The organism is Pantoea eucalypti, assembly GCF_009646115.1.
Classification (GTDB): domain Bacteria; phylum Pseudomonadota; class Gammaproteobacteria; order Enterobacterales; family Enterobacteriaceae; genus Pantoea; species Pantoea eucalypti.
Map to the genome: position 1 here is coordinate 73,165 of NZ_CP045722.1, position 17,128 is coordinate 90,292.

14 protein-coding genes are annotated in these 17,128 nt (G+C 50.4%); 10 read left to right on the forward strand and 4 right to left on the reverse strand.

What is annotated here, in order from left to right; all coding sequences use genetic code 11:
- Nucleotides 1-160: 160 nt before the first annotated feature.
- The 5 genes from ssuD (at nucleotide 161) to EE896_RS21630 (ending at nucleotide 7,183) form a co-directional block, all read left to right on the forward strand.
- A complete protein-coding gene (gene ssuD / locus EE896_RS21610) occupies nucleotides 161-1,333 on the forward strand; it encodes an FMNH2-dependent alkanesulfonate monooxygenase (RefSeq protein ID WP_153574589.1) in 1,173 nt (390 codons plus the stop codon).
- A 27-nt stretch (nucleotides 1,334-1,360) separates the two neighbouring features.
- Nucleotides 1,361-2,773, forward strand: a complete 1,413-nt coding sequence (locus EE896_RS21615) for an FAD/NAD(P)-binding protein (RefSeq protein ID WP_140915784.1) — start codon at nucleotides 1,361-1,363, stop codon at nucleotides 2,771-2,773.
- A 69-nt stretch (nucleotides 2,774-2,842) separates the two neighbouring features.
- Nucleotides 2,843-4,255: an LLM class flavin-dependent oxidoreductase gene (locus EE896_RS21620; protein ID WP_140915785.1), complete on the forward strand. Its 1,413-nt coding sequence runs from the start codon at nucleotides 2,843-2,845 to the stop codon at nucleotides 4,253-4,255.
- A 263-nt stretch (nucleotides 4,256-4,518) separates the two neighbouring features.
- Nucleotides 4,519-5,979: an MFS transporter gene (locus EE896_RS21625; protein ID WP_008926827.1), complete on the forward strand. Its 1,461-nt coding sequence runs from the start codon at nucleotides 4,519-4,521 to the stop codon at nucleotides 5,977-5,979.
- Nucleotides 5,972-7,183 carry an acyl-CoA dehydrogenase family protein gene (locus tag EE896_RS21630; protein ID WP_039662020.1) on the forward strand — a complete coding sequence of 404 codons (1,212 nt, stop codon included), beginning with the start codon at nucleotides 5,972-5,974 and terminating at the stop codon, nucleotides 7,181-7,183. The genes EE896_RS21625 and EE896_RS21630 overlap by 8 nt, the downstream gene beginning before the upstream one ends.
- Nucleotides 7,184-7,479: 296 nt before the next feature.
- Here the strand turns inward: EE896_RS21630 and EE896_RS21635 are convergent, their stop codons facing one another.
- Complete coding sequence (locus EE896_RS21635; RefSeq protein ID WP_140915786.1) at nucleotides 7,480-7,950, reverse strand: SgcJ/EcaC family oxidoreductase; 471 nt, start codon at nucleotides 7,948-7,950, stop codon at nucleotides 7,480-7,482.
- 624 nt (nucleotides 7,951-8,574) lie between these two features.
- On the opposite strand from EE896_RS21635, the gene EE896_RS21640 reads away from it, so the two are divergent.
- Complete coding sequence (locus EE896_RS21640; protein ID WP_003850543.1) at nucleotides 8,575-9,612, forward strand: tyrosine-type recombinase/integrase; 1,038 nt, start codon at nucleotides 8,575-8,577, stop codon at nucleotides 9,610-9,612.
- A 434-nt stretch (nucleotides 9,613-10,046) separates the two neighbouring features.
- On the opposite strand, the gene feoB is transcribed toward EE896_RS21640, so the two are convergent.
- Together feoB and EE896_RS21650 are read right to left on the reverse strand one after the other, a co-directional pair.
- The gene (feoB, locus tag EE896_RS21645; protein ID WP_140915500.1) at nucleotides 10,047-12,374 is read right to left on the reverse strand and encodes a Fe(2+) transporter permease subunit FeoB; all 2,328 of its coding nucleotides are present in this window, start codon (nucleotides 12,372-12,374) and stop codon (nucleotides 10,047-10,049) included.
- Entirely contained in the window at nucleotides 12,374-12,598 is a 225-nt protein-coding gene (locus EE896_RS21650; protein WP_008926832.1) for a FeoA domain-containing protein, read from the reverse strand. Before EE896_RS21650 ends, feoB begins: the two co-directional genes overlap by 1 nt.
- Nucleotides 12,599-12,921: 323 nt before the next feature.
- On the opposite strand from EE896_RS21650, the gene EE896_RS21655 reads away from it, so the two are divergent.
- The 4 genes from EE896_RS21655 (at nucleotide 12,922) to EE896_RS21670 (ending at nucleotide 16,201) form a co-directional block, all read left to right on the forward strand.
- Entirely contained in the window at nucleotides 12,922-13,398 is a 477-nt protein-coding gene (locus EE896_RS21655; RefSeq protein ID WP_003850539.1) for a WbuC family cupin fold metalloprotein, read from the forward strand.
- Between the two features lie 1,548 nt (nucleotides 13,399-14,946).
- Nucleotides 14,947-15,183, forward strand: a complete 237-nt coding sequence (locus tag EE896_RS21660; RefSeq protein WP_003850536.1) for a YgdI/YgdR family lipoprotein — start codon at nucleotides 14,947-14,949, stop codon at nucleotides 15,181-15,183.
- Nucleotides 15,184-15,244: 61 nt separating this feature from the next.
- The gene (locus EE896_RS21665) at nucleotides 15,245-15,787 is read left to right on the forward strand and encodes a YfaZ family outer membrane protein (protein ID WP_140915422.1); all 543 of its coding nucleotides are present in this window, start codon (nucleotides 15,245-15,247) and stop codon (nucleotides 15,785-15,787) included.
- A 108-nt stretch (nucleotides 15,788-15,895) separates the two neighbouring features.
- Nucleotides 15,896-16,201, forward strand: a complete 306-nt coding sequence (locus EE896_RS21670; RefSeq protein WP_008926834.1) for a hypothetical protein — start codon at nucleotides 15,896-15,898, stop codon at nucleotides 16,199-16,201.
- Between the two features lie 57 nt (nucleotides 16,202-16,258).
- On the opposite strand, the gene EE896_RS21675 is transcribed toward EE896_RS21670, so the two are convergent.
- On the reverse strand, nucleotides 16,259-16,447 hold the full coding sequence (locus EE896_RS21675) for a DUF2256 domain-containing protein (RefSeq protein WP_072040393.1): 189 nt from the start codon (nucleotides 16,445-16,447) through the stop codon (nucleotides 16,259-16,261).
- Between the last annotated feature and the right edge of the window lie 681 nt (nucleotides 16,448-17,128).

Here is a 17,128-nt window from a genome sequence, read left to right on the forward strand (position 1 = left end):
AAATGCAGCAGGATAGCGCAATTCCTGTTTGTTATAAACAATTGAATTTTAATGATAAAAAAACAAAATACACACTGGCACACATTCTGCAAATAGCGATATAACCAAAGCGTTAGTCCCTATGTAATAAATTAAAATATCGTTATAAAGGAATCTGCTAATGAGCCATGCGACAAAGGAAAATCTTAACCTTTTCTGGTTTCTGCCCACCCACGGTGATGGGCGCTATCTGGGCACCACAGAAGGCGGCAGAGCGGTTGATTTACCCTATTTACAGCAGATTGCGCTGGCGGCAGATAATCTGGGCTACTACGGTGTATTAATCCCGACCGGTAAAAGCTGCGAGGATTCATGGCTGGTTGCCTCGGCCCTGGCGCCGGTCACCAAAACGCTGCGCTATTTAGTGGCGGTTCGCCCTGGTCTGCAACCGCCGAGCCTGGCGGCGCGGATGGCGGCCACGCTGGATCGTCTATCCGGCGGACGTCTGCTGATTAACGTGGTTACAGGTGGCGATCCGGTGGAGAACAAAGGTGACGGTATCTTTCTGAGCCATGAAGAGCGTTATACAGTGACCCGGGAGTTTCTTGAGGTTTACTCCCGCCTGATGAAAGGCGAGAAGGTCGACTTTGCGGGCGAGCATATCCGCGTAGAAGGCGCAGAAATTCTCTTCCCGCCGGTGCAGGAAAAGGGGCCGCCGCTCTATTTTGGTGGATCGTCGGATGCGGCAATCGATGTTGCAGCGAATCAGATCGACACCTATCTGACATGGGGCGAGCCGGTTGAACAGGTGGCGGAAAAGCTGGCGGTGGTGCGTCAACGGCCGCAGGAGAGCGGCCGTACTCTCTCTTATGGCATCCGGTTGCATGTCATTGTCCGTGAAACCGAAGAGGAGGCCTGGGCGGCTGCGGATCGGCTGATCTCTCATCTGGATGAAGAGACTATCGCCGCCGCGCAGAAAATCTTTGCGCGTATGGATTCAGCCGGACAGGCACGGATGAGTGCATTACATCAGGGCTCGCGAGAGAGCCTGCGCATCGCCCCTAATCTCTGGGCAGGCGTCGGTCTTGTGCGCGGCGGTGCCGGAACCGCGCTGGTGGGCAATCCGCAGCAGGTTGCCGATCGCATCCGGGAGTATCAGGCGCTGGGCATCGGGAACTTTATTTTCTCGGGCTATCCGCATCTCGAAGAGGCACACCGCTTTGCTGAACTGGTGATGCCGCTATTGCCGCTGGCCGCCAACACCGAAAAGAAACAGCGCAGCGTGAACACAGGTCCGTTTGGTGAAACCATTGGCGGTGACCGTCGTCCTGACAAACAGGCCAGCGCCAGTTAGCCAGTTAAAAGAAGAGAAGGCTTGTGTATGTTACAACAGCAGATTGTCATTATCGGCGGTGGGTTCACCGGTACCGCGCTGGCGATCCATCTGGCCCGGCTGGGTGAGTCGGGATTGCAGGTAACGGTCATTGAACCGCGCGCGCAGCTTGCGCAGGGCGTGGCATATGGCACTACCGATCCAGCTCACCGCATTAATGTGCCAGCCGCCAGAATGCAGCTGGCAGGTGATGACGAGGGCGCATTCGACCGCGACTATCGCGCATCACCGGCTTTTAGCGCCGATCTGCAGGCACTCTGGCATGACGATAACGTCTATCCGCAACGTGGTGAGTTTGGTCGCTGGGTCAATGCGCAGTTTGAGTCTCAACAGCAGCGCTCACCAGTGAAACTTAACCATCTTCGTGACAGTGCGGTCGCTTTTAAGAATGGGGTGGTGACCACGGCTTCAGGGCAGCAGATCCGGGCCGATCAGGTCGTGCTGGCGATCAGCCATCCACCGCCGGACCTTCCTGTTCTGCTGAAGTCGCTTCAGGACCATCCGGGATTGATTGCTAATCCGTGGCAGAGCGATGCGCTGGCACAAGTCGCCCCTTACGATCGGGTCGCAATCATCGGGTCAGGTCTGACGATGTCAGATGTGGTGGCGTCGCTACATCGTCAGAAGCATCGTGGAGCGATCACCGCTTTCTCCCGCCGTGGACAGCTTCCGCGTGCAAACCTCAGTGGCAGTTCAGAGAACTACACGCTGGATTACAGTCAGCCGCAGACTGCTACCGCGCGCAGTTGGTTACATCGGGTGCGTCAGGAAGTCAGAAATGCGGCGGCGATGAATCTGCCCTGGCAGCTGGTACTGGATGACATCCGCCGTAACGGTCAGCGCATCTGGCAGAGTCTGTCGCTGCACGAGCAGCAACGCTTTCTGCATCATCTTCGCCCCTGGTGGGACGTCCATCGCTACCGGATTGCACCGCAGGTGAGCCAGGTTCTCAGCCAGCAGCAGGCCAGCGGTCAGCTGTCGTTGCTGGCGGCGCGCCTGATCGCAGCCGAATCGGGTGGCGAAACGCTCCGGCTGACGCTGCGCCTGCGTGGCGCGCAATCGCACATGCTTGAGGTGGAGAGAGTGATTGTCACCACCGGCCCCGCGCACAACGCTTTGCTTAACAGCAACGCGCTGTTGAGACAGCTGCAGGGTGACGGCGTGATTCAGCCCGATCCGCTGGCGCTGGGAATCCATGTTAATGCGCTGTCACAGACGCTGAATGTTAACGGTGAAGCGAATTCCAGTCTTTACGTCGCCGGGCCTGCCGCTCGGGGTCGTTTTGGCGAGCTGATGGGATTACCGCAGGTGGCGGAACATGCTGAATCTGTCGCACGGCAACTGCTTAGCACCTCGCCGCTGTCGCTCAGCGAGCGATGTCCTGGCTCACTGACTTACTAAATCCCCGACCTTAAACCACATTATTAATAGTGGGCGGCAAGCGATTGCCGCATCCGCTCAGGAGTCGCTATGTCATCGCAACGTGAAATTCGCCTGAATGCTTTCGATATGAACTGTGTCGGTCATCAGTCACCCGGCTTGTGGGCGCATCCCCGTGACCGCTCATGGCAGTACAAAGACCTGGAGTACTGGACCGATTTAGCGCGCCTGCTGGAGCGCGGTAAGTTTGATGGGTTGTTTATTGCTGACGTGCTGGGTGTCTATGACGTGCTCAACGGCAATAACCATGCCGCTATCCGTCAGGCTACGCAGGTGCCGGTAAACGATCCGCTGGCGTTGATCACGCCGATGGCCATGGTGACAGAACACCTGGGCTTTGGCCTGACTGCCTCGCTCTCCTTTGAACATCCCTACCCGTTTGCGCGGCGGATCTCGACCCTGGATCATCTGACCAAAGGTCGCATTGGCTGGAATATTGTGACCTCCTATCTGGAAAGTGGTGCGCGCAATATCGGGCATCAGGCTCAGACCGACCACGATGCGCGCTACGACTATGCCGATGAGTATCTGCAGGTCATCTATAAGCTGCTGGAAGGTAGCTGGGAAGACGGTGCTGTCCTGCGTGATCGTGAACGTCAAATTTTCAGCGACCCTAAAAAAATCCATCCGATTAATCATCAGGGCACGTTTTTCCAGGTGCCGGGCATTCATCTTTGCGAGCCGTCACCGCAGCGCACGCCTGTGCTTTATCAGGCCGGCGCCTCCAGCCGCGGTAAAGCCTTTGCAGCGGAGCATGCTGAATGTGTATTTGTCGCGGCACCGTCAAAAGTGCTGCTAAAGAAAACCGTAGCGGATATTCGACAAAGGGCAGCAGAGGCAGGACGCGATCCGCGTTCAATACTGATCTTCAATCTGCAGACGGTTATTGTGGGTGAAACCGACCTGGCGGCGCAGGCGAAATGGCAGGAGTACAAAAGCTATGTCAGTTACGAAGGCGCGCTGGCGCTGATCTCGGGCTGGACAGGTATCGATTTCGGGCAGTATCAGCCGGATCAGGTACTGAAGCATCTCCATACCAATGCCATTCAGTCGGCGGTTGAGACATTCTCTACTGCCGATCCTCATCGGCAGTGGACGGTGCAGGGTCTGGCAGACTGGGTGGGCATTGGCGGCTTTGGTCCGCTGCTGGCAGGCAGCGCCGAAACCGTGGCTGATGAATTGCAGAGCTGGATTGAAGAAACCGACGTTGACGGGTTTAACCTCGCCTACGCCGTGACCCATGAAACCTTCACCGATGTGGTGGAATTGCTGGTGCCGGAACTGCAAAAGCGTGGCGTCTACAAACAGGACTATCAGCCCCGCACGCTGCGTGAAAAGTTGTTTGGACAGGGGCCACGACTGGCCTTGCCGCATCCCGGAGCCGGTTATCGTCGGACCGCGGACACAGAACAGCAGATAAACAGCGCCGAAATGTCGGGATGAGACGGGACGTTCACTGCCTGGTGTCACGCCTGAACCCACGCTTTATGGGCTGGCAGTAAACCGTGATTTTCAGGTTTTAAAAACACAAATGCTTTGCTTCTTACCGGATGAATCCAGCTATTCATCCGGCTTTTTTCGTGATTAGTTTGAGTGAATAACTTATTGAATATATTGAAATAGTTATCTTTATTTGTTGCTTGTTAGCTGGGCCGCAAATGCCTATAAAACCCTCGTTACCTGCTGAATATAATAACGAGGATACGATGAGTACATTAAATATTGACGACACCCTGACCGCCCCGCCGCCTCACTCCTCACCGGTTGGTTCGGTGAGTGATGTGGCCCGGCTTATCAACAGTCATACAGAGAAAAATAGCTATGCCCGCTGGATCGTTTTCCTGGCACTGGGGGGCGTGTTTCTCGACGCTTACGATCTCACAACGCTCTCCTATGGTATTGACGATGTAGTGAAAGAGTTTGGCTTAACCCCAGTCCTGACCGGACTGGTGACCTCTTCGATTATGATTGGCACCATCGTCGGTAATCTGGTCGGCGGCTGGCTGACTGATAAATATGGCCGCTACTCAGTGTTTATGGCGGACATGCTGTTCTTTGTGGTTTCGGCTATAGCTGCGGGCCTGGCACCCAATGTCTGGGTGTTGATCGGAGCGCGCTTTCTGATGGGAGTCGGAGTAGGAATCGATCTGCCGGTGGCCATGGCTTATCTGGCGGAGTTCTCTAAATTCTCCGGCAAGGGAAACAAAGCGTCGCGTCTCGCGGCGTGGTGTCCGATGTGGTATGCCGCCTCATCAGTCTGCTTCTTTATTATTTTTGCACTCTATTTCCTGCTGCCCGCTGAACACATCGACTGGCTGTGGCGTGCCTCGCTGCTGTTTGGCGCCGTACCGGCGCTGCTGATTATCGCGGTGCGCAGTAAGTTTATGAATGAGTCACCACTGTGGGCAGCTAATCAGGGCGATCTGAGCGGTGCCGTGCGTATTCTGCGTGACTCCTACGGCATTGTTGCGCATGAGGAGCAGCCCGCTAAAGCCGAAACTATTAAAGCGACACCGAAAGTGCGTATCCGCGTACTGTTTCAGAAGCCTTACCTGGAACGTACCGTCGTCAGCGCAGTGATGAACGTCTGTATCTCGTTTGAGTACACTGCCATTGCTTTCTTCCTGCCCTCCATTCTGGCGCAGTTCCTTGGGGCGGGCGTCTTTGAGACGATTTCCGCTTCGCTGGGTCTGAATGCGTTGTTTGCTTTTACCGGCGGTTTGCTTGGCATGCGGCTGGCCTGGAAATTCCCTTCACGGCATGTAGCGATTGCCGGCTTTGCGCTGCAGTTTATCGCGTTGATTTCGCTGGCACTGATCGGTCATCCGCAGGCCACCCTCGGTGTGGTGTTTGCTGTATTGTTGCTGGGACTCTGGCTGTTTGCCGAAGGATTTGGACCTGGCGCGCAGTTAATGATCTATCCGGCGCTCTCCTATCCGACCCACATTCGTGCAACCGGTGTTGGTTTTAGTCGCTCGCTCTCTGGCATCGGAAGTGCGCTGGCGTTGTTTATCCTGCCAGTTTTGCAGGCTCGTTATGGCACTAATATGTTCTGGATCGTATCTCTCGCCGCCCTTATTCCCATTATTTTCCTGTTGATTATCCGGTTTGAACCGACCCGACAGGACATTGATGAACACCCCGAATCAGGAGAAAATCATGTCTGAATTAAGTCGCACTGAATTTGCCGCATTGACCGAACAGTTCAGGCCACTGTTTATCCGCATTGCTGAGGGTGCCGCCGCACGTGAAGCCGATCGCACTCTGCTGCATGAGCCGATTCGCTGGCTGAAAGCGGCGCGATTCGGCACCCTGCGTATCCCAAAAGAGGAAGGTGGTTTTGGTGTTTCATTGCCGCAGCTCTTTTCCCTGCTGACTGGCCTGGCCGAGGCTGATTCGAATCTGCCGCAGGCCCTGCGCGCGCACTTTGCCTTTATCGAAGATCGTCTGAACCAGCCAGAAAGTGAAGATCGGCGGCGCTGGTTTCGACGTTTCGTGGATGGTGAGTTGGTGGGTAGCGGCTGGAGCGAGATCGGGGCGGTTAAGCTGGGTGAGGTCAACACTCAGGTCTCACCCACAGAGGGAGGATGGCGGATCAGTGGCGAAAAGTTTTACAGCACCGGCACACTTTATGCGGACTGGATTGATGTCTATGCAAAGCATACTGACAACGGTCGTGACGTGATTGCTCTGGTAAACACCCATCAGAGTGAGGTGGAATGTGATGACGACTGGGATGGCTTCGGGCAGCGTCTGACAGGTAGCGGCACAACACGCTTTAATCATGCCTATGTGGAGCAGCCGCACGTTTATGATTTCAGTGAGCGCTTTCGTTACCAGACCGCATTTTATCAGCATGTATTATTAGCCACGCTGGCGGGTATAGGTCGGGCCATAGTTCGTGATGTGTCTCAGGGTGTTGCGCACCGTAAGAGGATTTACAGCCACGGCAACGCGTCTCAGGTCAAACAGGATGTGCAGGTTTTACAGGTGGTCGGTCAGATCAGCAGCTGGACCTGGGCTGCTGAAGCCGCCGTGGATCGGGCTACCCACTCATTACAGCGGGCATTTGAACTGCAACAAAGCGGTGTTGAAGAAGCAGAGCTTCACGCGGCTAACGTACAGGCAGAGGTGGAGTCCGCCCGGGCGCAGGTGGTCGCGGTTGAGTTAGTGACGCGTGCCGCCACGGAATTCTTCAATGCCCTTGGCGCTTCCGACACCCGTGTCAGCAAGGTGCTGGACCGGCACTGGCGCAATGCCCGGACGGTCTCATCACATAATCCAGTGATCTACAAAATACGTAACGTGGGTGACTGGGAGGTAAACGGTAACGATCCGACGTTTATCTGGCAGATTGGTAACGGCGATTAAATATATTGTCGATAGAAAATGGGGTGCGGCAGTAACGTTCAGTCTGATAATTAATTCGAACGCTATCTGGCGTTTATTTTCGCTTTACAGATGCAATCCGCAAAAAAAGATTCGCACCAGGATTTTAAGCTCCAATGGTTTTTATAAGTTTCAGGTGTTAAATTAATTTAATTGGATTGTGTCATTAATTAACTGCCTGCCGGGAACGGGGGCAGTTATATGATAATCCTGCAGTGCCGGAGTTAAAAAACCAGCTTCGCAATGCGAAGCTGGTTATCATCCTGCCGAACGTGCTGTTAAGGCAGGCTCACAGGCTCTGGCATTGCTGAGGAGTGGTGAGTTGAAATCTTCCAGCCCTGACCATCCCAGACATAAGTAAACGTATAACGTGCTGTGACGTGCGTATGGTCCTTGAAGGTGAAAGTATAAACGCCGGTATCAATAGCCTTATTACAACCCATTCTGATGGTGCGCGAATCGATTTTGCCGCTTGGACCTTTTTTCAGGAAGTCTTTGAAATAATCAATACGTTCCTGATCGGTTAATCGTACTTTATTTGAAATGGTTGGCAGTAAAACGGCATCGCTGACATATAACTCAGAGACTTTTGTCGCGTCGCCGGTTGCCAGAGAATCGTTCCATTTATCAAACAGGCTGGCGACATCCTGTTCAGACACTTTTATACAGGTAACCGGTTGCTGTGCTAACGTAATCGCTGGTGCAGTGATAAAGCCCAGCAGGCACAGTGCGAGTATACTTTTTTTCATTATTTTGACACCTCATTTTTTTCCAGCGTAATCGCTGTACCACGCCATTGGCTGGAGTCACCGCCTGTGCTAAGTGAGGTAATAAAGAAATATCCAAGTCCATGTGAAAAACGCATAATTATTTTGCACATTAGCGCGACAATAGAATAATTAAATAAATTCAATCAAGAGCGTAATTGTAATCTGTTTTCATCCTTAATTTTATCAACTATTTTTTTATGATGGCTCATAGGGTTATTAATTAAATATTCAGTATTACAGAATGTTTATTAGCGTTAATGACTTACAGTCATCAATTTTTCGCCGCATAGCTGATGCACCTACAAATGCTTCAGTGAGTATGAGATTTACTGCTCTATGAGGCGATGCAGATCTCCTCGTCCCATGATCCCACCCTCGGCAGGGCTAACAATACGTTGAACGGTATCAGACATTCTTACTTCGTATAATTATTCTTATACGAAGTTATGACAGGCTGATGCTGCCGGGTTATGATGGAAACTATAACAATGCCACACCGATAGATGACAACGCTACGTGAATTCTGGCAGGTAATCCCCCTGCTAACTTCTCAGAATTCACGTAGCGTTGTCTGGACATGTTTTGGTTGATAAGTGAGCAAAAATGAATGAGTTAGAGCCTGTCACCTATTTGAGTGTGGATCCGAACAGCGACATCACAGAACGCCTCAGGCAATTCGTCCAGGATAAAGAGGCTTTCTCACCTAACACCTGGCGGCAGCTGATTAGCGTCATGCGGATCTGTAATCGCTGGTCGGAAGATAACCAGCGCAGCTTCCTGCCGATGAGCGCTGATGACCTGCGCGACTATCTCTCGTTTCTTGCTCAAAGTGGTCGGGCTTCTTCAACGATTACTTCACACGCGGCCCTGATCTCGATGTTACACCGTAACGCCGGATTGCCGGTGCCGAATGTATCTCCTTTGGTTTTTCGTACCATAAAGAAGATAAATCGCGTGGCCGTGATGAACGGTGAACGTGCTGGCCAGGCTGTTCCCTTCAGGCTTACTGACCTGCTGGTACTGGATGGAAAATGGTCAGGATCTGAAAACCTTCAGTTAGTGCGCGATTTGGCCTTTTTACACGTAGCCTATGCCACGCTACTCCGTATCAGTGAACTGTCGCGATTAAGGGTGCGTGATGTGATGCACGCCGTTGATGGCCGTATCATTCTGGATGTTGCCTGGACAAAAACGATTGTTCAGACCGGTGGATTAATCAAGGCGCTCGGCACCCGCTCAACCCAACGTCTGGAACAGTGGATAGAAGCCTCCGGACTCTCTAATCAGCCCGATGCTTATCTGTTTACCGCAGTTCATCGATCTGGCCGCGTACTGGTTGCCGAAAAGCCAATGAGTACCCGGGCTCTGGAACAGATCTTTAACCGTGCATGGCGCAGCGCTGGGAACGTTGGCGCGGTGAAAGCTAACAAAAATCGCTACAGTGGCTGGAGTGGCCACAGTGCCAGGGTGGGTGCCGCTCAGGATATGGCGGATAATGGTTATCCGATTGCCCGTATTATGCAGGAAGGCACATGGAAAAAACCGGAAACCCTGATGCGGTATATCCGTCATGTGGATGCACATAAAGGCGCAATGGTAGAGTTTATGGACCAGTATGCTGACACTGACTTATCTGACTGATAGCTTCTAAAAAGGCCATCTGAAGCTATATTCAGGCTAAAGTTATCCACAGAAAAAGTGGACAGCCTGTGTGTAAGCCTGTACTGAATAGGTCGTTATCTGGCCTTTGTTCCCATTATCTCGCTGATTTAAAGCATTTATTCACCAGGTATGCTGTTTTAGGCTCATCTGTTCTGGAAAAATATTTCGCTTCAGAAGCCAGGATCAGGGATGCTGCCAGCATCACACCCTTCTATAACATCAGCTTCCCACACTGGAAAATCATGTCTCCTGACAGGGGTTGTTAATAGGTCTTCTCAGGCGGTTTACATCACTCCAGATAACTTTAATTCAGCTTACATCTGTCTGAACAATATCATCAACGTCACTTATCCGCTGTGGCGCTGAAAAGCCCGTCACCCAGCGGATAAAGTAATTGAATCTGTTGTTTCTTTTTATTGTGCGTAGCCTTTCTGTTTATCGCAGCTGCCGTGGCAGCCGTGACAACGTCCCTTTCCCTCCTGCATCATGCCTGGTATTGCCTGCACCCGGCTTCCTGCTTTTCGCAGTGCAAACAGAATGACCATGTTAAGCAACAGTATGCCAATCAGGCAGGTTGCGCTAAATGCAGGATGCTCGGTAAACGTGACGGTCTGATAAAACAGCGTGGCCGTGGTGTAAGCAATATTCAGTCCCCAGAAGAATGAGAACATCATCCACTTTCTGCCGGCTTCGCGCGCAATAGCGCCCATGACTGAAACACAGGGCACATAGAGCAGGACAAAGATTAAGTAACTGTATGCGGCGAAGCCACTGCCAAATTTGGCTGACATGATGCCCATAGAGCCGGATGCCATCTCACCATCACCTTTGCTGGCATCGATGGGATGAGCCAGTGCATCAATTCTCAATGCAGCTGTTAACCCCGCCCAGGTCTGTGTCAGCGCATCGGTCAGCTCAGCTTTAAGGTTAAAAGTCTGCGGATCAAACGCGTTGTTCTGGAGCGCTTCAGTGGTGTAAAGGCTGTTGAGTGTGCCGACCACGACCTCTTTAGCCATAATGCCACTCACCAGTCCAACGGTCGCCTGCCAGTTATCCTGAGTGATACCAATCGGCAACAACGCAGGTGTAATCGCTTTACTGGATGCCGCCAGTGCAGAATGGTTAATGTCTTCGACCAGCTGGCCATTAAATGCAAAGCTGCTCAGTACGCCAACCAGCATGCTCACCAAAATGATGACCTGTCCGGCCCGGACGACAAACATTTTCAGCCGCTGCCAGGTCTGCAACAGCAGACTTTTCAGATGAGGCCGGTGATAGACCGGCATTTCCATGATAAACGGGGATGCTTCCCCGCTCAGCAGGGTGTGCCTGAGTACCAACCCGGTGATGATCGCAACAACAATGCCCAGCAAATAGAGTGAGAAAACCAGGCTGGAGCTATGCGCGTCAAAAAATGCTGCAGCGAAAACCGCAAAAATCGCCAGCCGCGCCCCGCACGACATAAAAGGTGCAATCAGGACCGTAAGCAAGCGCTCACGCGGTGTGTCGAGTGTCCGGGTGCCCATGACTGACGGTACATTACAGCCAAAGCCGACGATTAGCGGCACAAAGGATTTACCCGGCAGGCCCAGCGACTGCATAAGCCGATCTATCACAAAAGCAGCGCGCGCCATGTAGCCTGAATCCTCCAGAAAAGAAAGGAACAGGAACATCAGGCCAATCTGAGGAATGATCGGCAGCACGGTATTTATGCCGGATCCGATGCCCTGGGCCAGAAAAACGGTCAGCCAGTCCGGGAAGTGGCCGACATAGCCCAGCCATTGCATGCCATGAATAAATATGGCCACAGAACCACTGTCGAAAAGTGGCTGCAGTGCGGCACCGATATTAATTGAGAGCACAAACATCACATACATCACTGCCAGGAATATCGGAATGCCCAGCCAGCGATTCAGCACGATACTATCAATCTGACGGGTCCGACCGGCAGGTAATACCTGATGAATATTACTCACGGCTGCGCAAAGTGCGTTGATGGCACGATAACGGTAATCGGCAATCTGTACGCCGGTGTCGTTGCCCGCCTGCTTCATCATCTCAGGCAAATGCGGGAGCAGCTCCGGGCAAAGCTTCTGGCTGTTAATATCACCCTCCAGCAGCTGCAATGCCAGCCAGTAACGTTTTTGAGGCGCTATCGTTTCGGGCATTTGCAGACACAGCTGCTCAATTGCTGAGTTAATCGCGGCCGGGTAACGCACCCGTTCCGGAGCGCAGTAAACATGAGCCTGATCGATCAGGATTTTGAGCTGGGCAATACCATCGCCCCGGGTTGAGGTCACGGAAACAACCGGACAGCCAAGACGTGCAGATAACGCCTGAATATCAGTAGTGATGTTCTGACTGGCGGCAACGTCCTGCATGTTAAGGGCGATAATGCAGGGCACGCCAAGCTCCAGTAGCTGCAGGGTCAGGAACAGATTACTTTCCAGACTGGATGCATCGACCACGTTAATCACCATATCGGCGTGATCCTGATAGAGATACTGGCAGGCGATGCTCTCATCAATGGCTCTTTCAGCAGACAGCGTCGTCAGCGAACGAGTTCCGGGCAGGTCGATGAGCCTGACATCTGACTGTGCAGTAAAAAATTGCCCTTCTTTACGCTCAACTGTCACACCCGCCCAGTTACCGACCTGCTGCCGGGCTCCGGTAAGCTGATTAAATAGCGTGGTTTTGCCGGTGTTAGGATTTCCAATCAGCCCGATGGTGATCTTTTTCATCAGACGATTTCCTCCAGGATCATAGAGGACAGGTCCCGCTGTCGAACTGCCAGACTGATACGGCGCGTGCGAATTTGCACAGGGTCCCCCATTGGCGCCACGCGAACCGTCTCAAAAACGGCGCCGGGAAGCATGCCCATCGTCAGTAATTTCTGACGCCAGGCGAAATTTACAGACGGCTTATAGCCAAGAATTCGATAGGTACTGCCCATGTTAATTGCCATAACACGCTCTGCCTCAAGGTAAGAAGCACTCATTTTATAAATGATAAGCGTTTCGCTTTTTGATCTGGAATGAGCAATCGAGAGAAAACATGTCGTCAATGCGTATGTGGAAGAAAACGTATCCTTTCACAGGAGCCTGGTGACGGGTGAGATGGCCTGATACGTGTAAATAGAGACATCATGGCTTGTTGCCACTGAGTCAGACCTGCATCATAAGCGGTGACAATGTCAGGCAACTACAGAGGCTATTCGGCCATAATGAATGGCACAAAATCTTACGGTAACCTTGGGGTAGAGAGCAGCCCTGGATCAATAAGGATTATATGAAACAAATTACGTTGAGTGACCTCCAGAAACAAAGCGAACAGGCTGCACACTCTCCTCGCTTGCGAGCTAATCGTAATCTACATCCCGAATTAAGCGATCCGGTTCAACGTCTGGCCATCGCTATGGAGCCGGGCACTTATGTGCGCCCACACCGCCATCCGCATACTTTTGAATTGCTGATGCCTCTTCGAGGACGCTTCCTGGTATTAAATTTTGATGACAATGGTTATGTGACCCAGCGGGTGATGCTGGGTGAAGAGTGCAAGGTGCTCGAAACGGATGCCGGCATCTGGCATGCGGTACTCTCCATGGATAAAGGCGGGGTTATTTTTGAGGTAAAGCATGGCGGTTACCAGCCAGTTACTGAACAGGATCTTGCCCCATGGGCACCCGCCGAGAATGAGCCTGGCACCATGGAACTGATGGCATGGTACGAACAGGCGCAGGTGGGTGATGGTAGTTTCACTCGATAATTTTTAGCTTATTTACAGCGGGCGGTATGGTGGCCGATGCCGTCCTTCAGGTGACATCTGGCAATTTTCAGGGTTGCCTGCACTCATCTCTAAATCCAGAGATTGGCTTTTACGAACCCTTGAGATGTAAAAAACGGGTATCCGAACACAGTAACTAAGTAGGCTTAATCAGGTTCCGGTAGTAGCTTAGCATTTGAAACAGACCATTCGGATGATGCAGTAAATTGAGCATTAAGCCATCTATCAGGTCAGGCAGCGCCATTTCAGACGTCTCCACTGCACTATTGAGGTCAGAGAGGCAATAAACGTCATCAGCCTTACATTCGAAATAAGGCTGAGGAATTTGTCTTTTAACCACCTTTGAGCTTTATTGAAAAGTTATTTTTATAATTCATCCTCTATAACCGTAGTTTAAATGGCGGATACACCAGCGGTTCACGGTATTGATTTATGGGGAGTGCGCATTACGGATGTGTAACCACTACAATATTCCCGGACACTCTGTTAAAAATGACGCTTCTCCAGCTTCACTGGACTTCGTAAAAGAATCTTACCGATTATAAAACTGTGGTTTTTGTCGATTCAGATGATATCGTTTCTGAGTAGTGAAAAAACACACTGATCTTCCCTCTTTTATTTGCTGCAAGGGCATTTACGGTTGATTATCATGGCATGTAGCAAGTCTTAATCCTCCCATTGATAAAACGGCAGAGCCAAAACCGAAACATGCCCTTTGAGGCTACGGCCTATGCGTTTAAGGGCTGATTATACCGCCGTTGAAGTTAGCTGGAACGTATTTATAGTTTGCTGATATGAGCCTTACGCAAGTTTTAATGTTGTAGCTGTTAAGGATTAGAGGACAGTTACGGGATCGCTGCTAAAAGTTAATACATTCATCAATTTAAAGGGAAAAATCAGAACCCAATAATAGCACTTAAACAGGATCTTGCAGAAAATTAGTTACATCATACATAAGTCTATCACGTCTATGTACGCCCCTTCGGGGCGCGGGGGCGGCTAGTCAAAAGGCACTCGGAATTCCAGAATAACTTTGTTTTTAGTACGTCAATAAACACACAAAATCAGCAGGCCTTCTCGTGTTATTGAAACTAATTTAACAGGGTGTTGTAACTAACCTGTCGCGTTATTGCTCTTTTATCACTTAATATAAATTATACTTTCCATTTTCCTGTGGAACGGCTAACACTTATTCCCTTCACATCCCGATTTTTTATCATCTGAGAAAAGCGGTTATAAATTTAAGTTCAGCTTATTTAAATAGTGCGTCGTTCATTTTATAATCAGAGGCACATTCAGGATTTTCTTTATCTGAATTGAAAGTTTCATTTATCGCAAATACATGTTTGATTTTCTGTTGCAGCTTTTTAACAAAACATGCTTAATCATCATACACCCCAACACATTACAATTGATCTGCATCAGTCTTTTGGCAGATAATTTTCCGAAGGCTGGAATTGTTATCGTGTCGTTTAACAATTTTAGCTAATAATGCCACATCTTCTTAAAAACTAATGACAGGACAGTGAAATGACATCTTTCAATTCTGGCAAAAAATTCGTCTGCGCTATTGTGATGACGGCTGCAGTAATATCCATGACCGCCTGCTCAAGCAATTATGTCATCTCTACCAATGACGGGCACATGATCACGACTCATGGTAAACCCGCCAAAGATAAACAAACTGGCATGATCTCGTATAAAGATGCAGACGGAAATATGCATCAGTTGCAGCAGCACGACGTTAAAGAAATTGTACAAAAATAAATCAATTCAGCCAGCAATCGTAATCATTAATTTTAAAATTTAAAAGCAGTGGAACTGAACAATGAAACTTTCTGTAATCAGCATGGGTATGCTGCTGTGCGTCTCTTCGTCTGCAATGGCCATTGGCTTGAATGTGGAGCAAGGTAAAAATACCACTGCGCTGGACGCAGAAATTGGCCGCTCATCCAGCGGAATTTATCTGGATAGCCAGTGGATCAAAAATACGGCGGATGGTGTTCAGATTGGTCAGGCGGGTACCGGTTATAATCTTGAACTTGGTCCGGTAATGCTGACAGCTGGCGCCAAAGCCGCTTATCTTGGTGGCAAGAAAGGGGATAACGGCGTCGCATTTCCTGTCGGTGGCGGTGTGAAAATCAATCTGCCCGCTGATTTTGCGATTTATGGTGAGGGATATTCTGCTCCGGAACAACTGACTAACAGCGTTAAGAATTTTGTGGAAGCGAACGCCGGCATAAGCTGGTCACCGCTGGGGCCGCTGGTCTTGAAAGCCGGCTACCGTTATGCAGGTGTTGATGGCAAAGATGGACGCCCGGGCCATACCCTGATCGATGGGCCTTACATTGGTGGCGGCCTGACATTTTAATATCAGATAACGCTCCTCTTCTATAGGGTGAGGAAACCAGCCAGCTTGACTGATCGGTTTCTTTACCCATTTTTCGTTATGACTCTGACGGAAAGCAGTGAGAAACAGATGATGAAACCACTCATGTTGATGTTATTTACCCTTTGTCTGACAGGATGTGTCCAGTATAAATGGGTCAAGCCTGACGCATCTGAGCAGCAGGAGTTCGTGGCAGAAACAGCCTGTAAAGCTCAGGCACTCAGGGATTTACCGCCAGACAATGTCGTTAGCGGTAAATACACCTCAAAAGACAAGAAACACAAGACAACTGATACGAATTACTCAACCAGCGATGCTAATGAAAGTCAGCGAGACATATTGGTGAAAGACTGTATGTTCAAACAAGGCTGGCAACAGATTGAGATTCAGCACTAACGACATTGAACTGTCAGAGGCCAGGTAAAATCCTGGCCAGCACTGACCCGACAGGTTTTATCGATTGTGGCCGGAATTTATTCGGGCATCATCCTGCTGCTGCTGTGCAGTACGCTGCCGACGGCACCGTTCCGAGCAATACAGAACCTCTTCCCAGCACCTTTCCCATTTTTTTCGCCATGACATCGGTTTGTTACACGTTTTGCAGTAGCGCACCGGTAGTGACTTTTTATTGCCTTTGAACACGTCAATCCTCCAGAAAACCCAGGACACTGACAAAGCCTATGCCATATACAGTATAGCTAACCGTCGCACTGGATAACTGATGACAATGGGCGGCAAAGTTAGCAGACTGCTTTTTTTCATACTCTCTTGTTCTATGATTATTCTTCGACGACCCCATTTGCTCTGACATTGTACTGTGAAATATCTATTACAGGTTTTTGGCATTATGCGCTGCTGACGACGAATTAATTAGCCAGGTTAATAATAGCCGCTTCCTGGCACACCGTTTTCAGTTCAGTGTCTGGCAGCATGTCCATCGATGTGTTTTGGGACAGGCTGGCGAGGTGATTGCAAAATCACATGGTTCACGGACTGAGCTGAATGAATATCGATGAAAAATGCTATCGCTTCCGTTATCAGCATCAATGACAACAGGGTAATAACGTGGGGAAATAATGCTGTCTATGATTACGTTGTAAACTACCTCCCTCTTTGAATCTTTACAGAGCTTCAAAAATCATGACTCTTGTAAATAATTGACTTTAGCCCACAACGGGTGGCTCTCGTTTTGACGAGTTTGTATCCATTTATTTGATGGCTGTAGGTGGATGCAAACGCTTAAATCAGCCATAACGCAGGCCGGCCCGCTCTTAAATAACCCTATGCGCTGCATAAGAAAAAAACAACCCATTATCATGGCGT

Excerpts from the sequence above, each read along its gene's own strand:
- ssuD (WP_153574589.1), top strand. The coding sequence starts at position 161 with ATGAGCCATGCGACAAAGGAAAATCTTAACCTTTTCTGGTTTCTGCCC.
- EE896_RS21615 (WP_140915784.1), top strand. The coding sequence starts at position 1,361 with ATGTTACAACAGCAGATTGTCATTATCGGCGGTGGGTTCACCGGTACC.
- EE896_RS21620 (WP_140915785.1), top strand. The coding sequence starts at position 2,843 with ATGTCATCGCAACGTGAAATTCGCCTGAATGCTTTCGATATGAACTGT.
- EE896_RS21625 (WP_008926827.1), top strand. The coding sequence starts at position 4,519 with ATGAGTACATTAAATATTGACGACACCCTGACCGCCCCGCCGCCTCAC.
- EE896_RS21630 (WP_039662020.1), top strand. The coding sequence starts at position 5,972 with ATGTCTGAATTAAGTCGCACTGAATTTGCCGCATTGACCGAACAGTTC.
- EE896_RS21635 (WP_140915786.1), bottom strand. The coding sequence starts at position 7,950 with ATGAAAAAAAGTATACTCGCACTGTGCCTGCTGGGCTTTATCACTGCA.
- EE896_RS21640 (WP_003850543.1), top strand. The coding sequence starts at position 8,575 with ATGAATGAGTTAGAGCCTGTCACCTATTTGAGTGTGGATCCGAACAGC.
- feoB (WP_140915500.1), bottom strand. The coding sequence starts at position 12,374 with ATGAAAAAGATCACCATCGGGCTGATTGGAAATCCTAACACCGGCAAA.
- EE896_RS21650 (WP_008926832.1), bottom strand. The coding sequence starts at position 12,598 with ATGGCAATTAACATGGGCAGTACCTATCGAATTCTTGGCTATAAGCCG.
- EE896_RS21655 (WP_003850539.1), top strand. The coding sequence starts at position 12,922 with ATGAAACAAATTACGTTGAGTGACCTCCAGAAACAAAGCGAACAGGCT.
- EE896_RS21660 (WP_003850536.1), top strand. The coding sequence starts at position 14,947 with ATGACATCTTTCAATTCTGGCAAAAAATTCGTCTGCGCTATTGTGATG.
- EE896_RS21665 (WP_140915422.1), top strand. The coding sequence starts at position 15,245 with ATGAAACTTTCTGTAATCAGCATGGGTATGCTGCTGTGCGTCTCTTCG.
- EE896_RS21670 (WP_008926834.1), top strand. The coding sequence starts at position 15,896 with ATGATGAAACCACTCATGTTGATGTTATTTACCCTTTGTCTGACAGGA.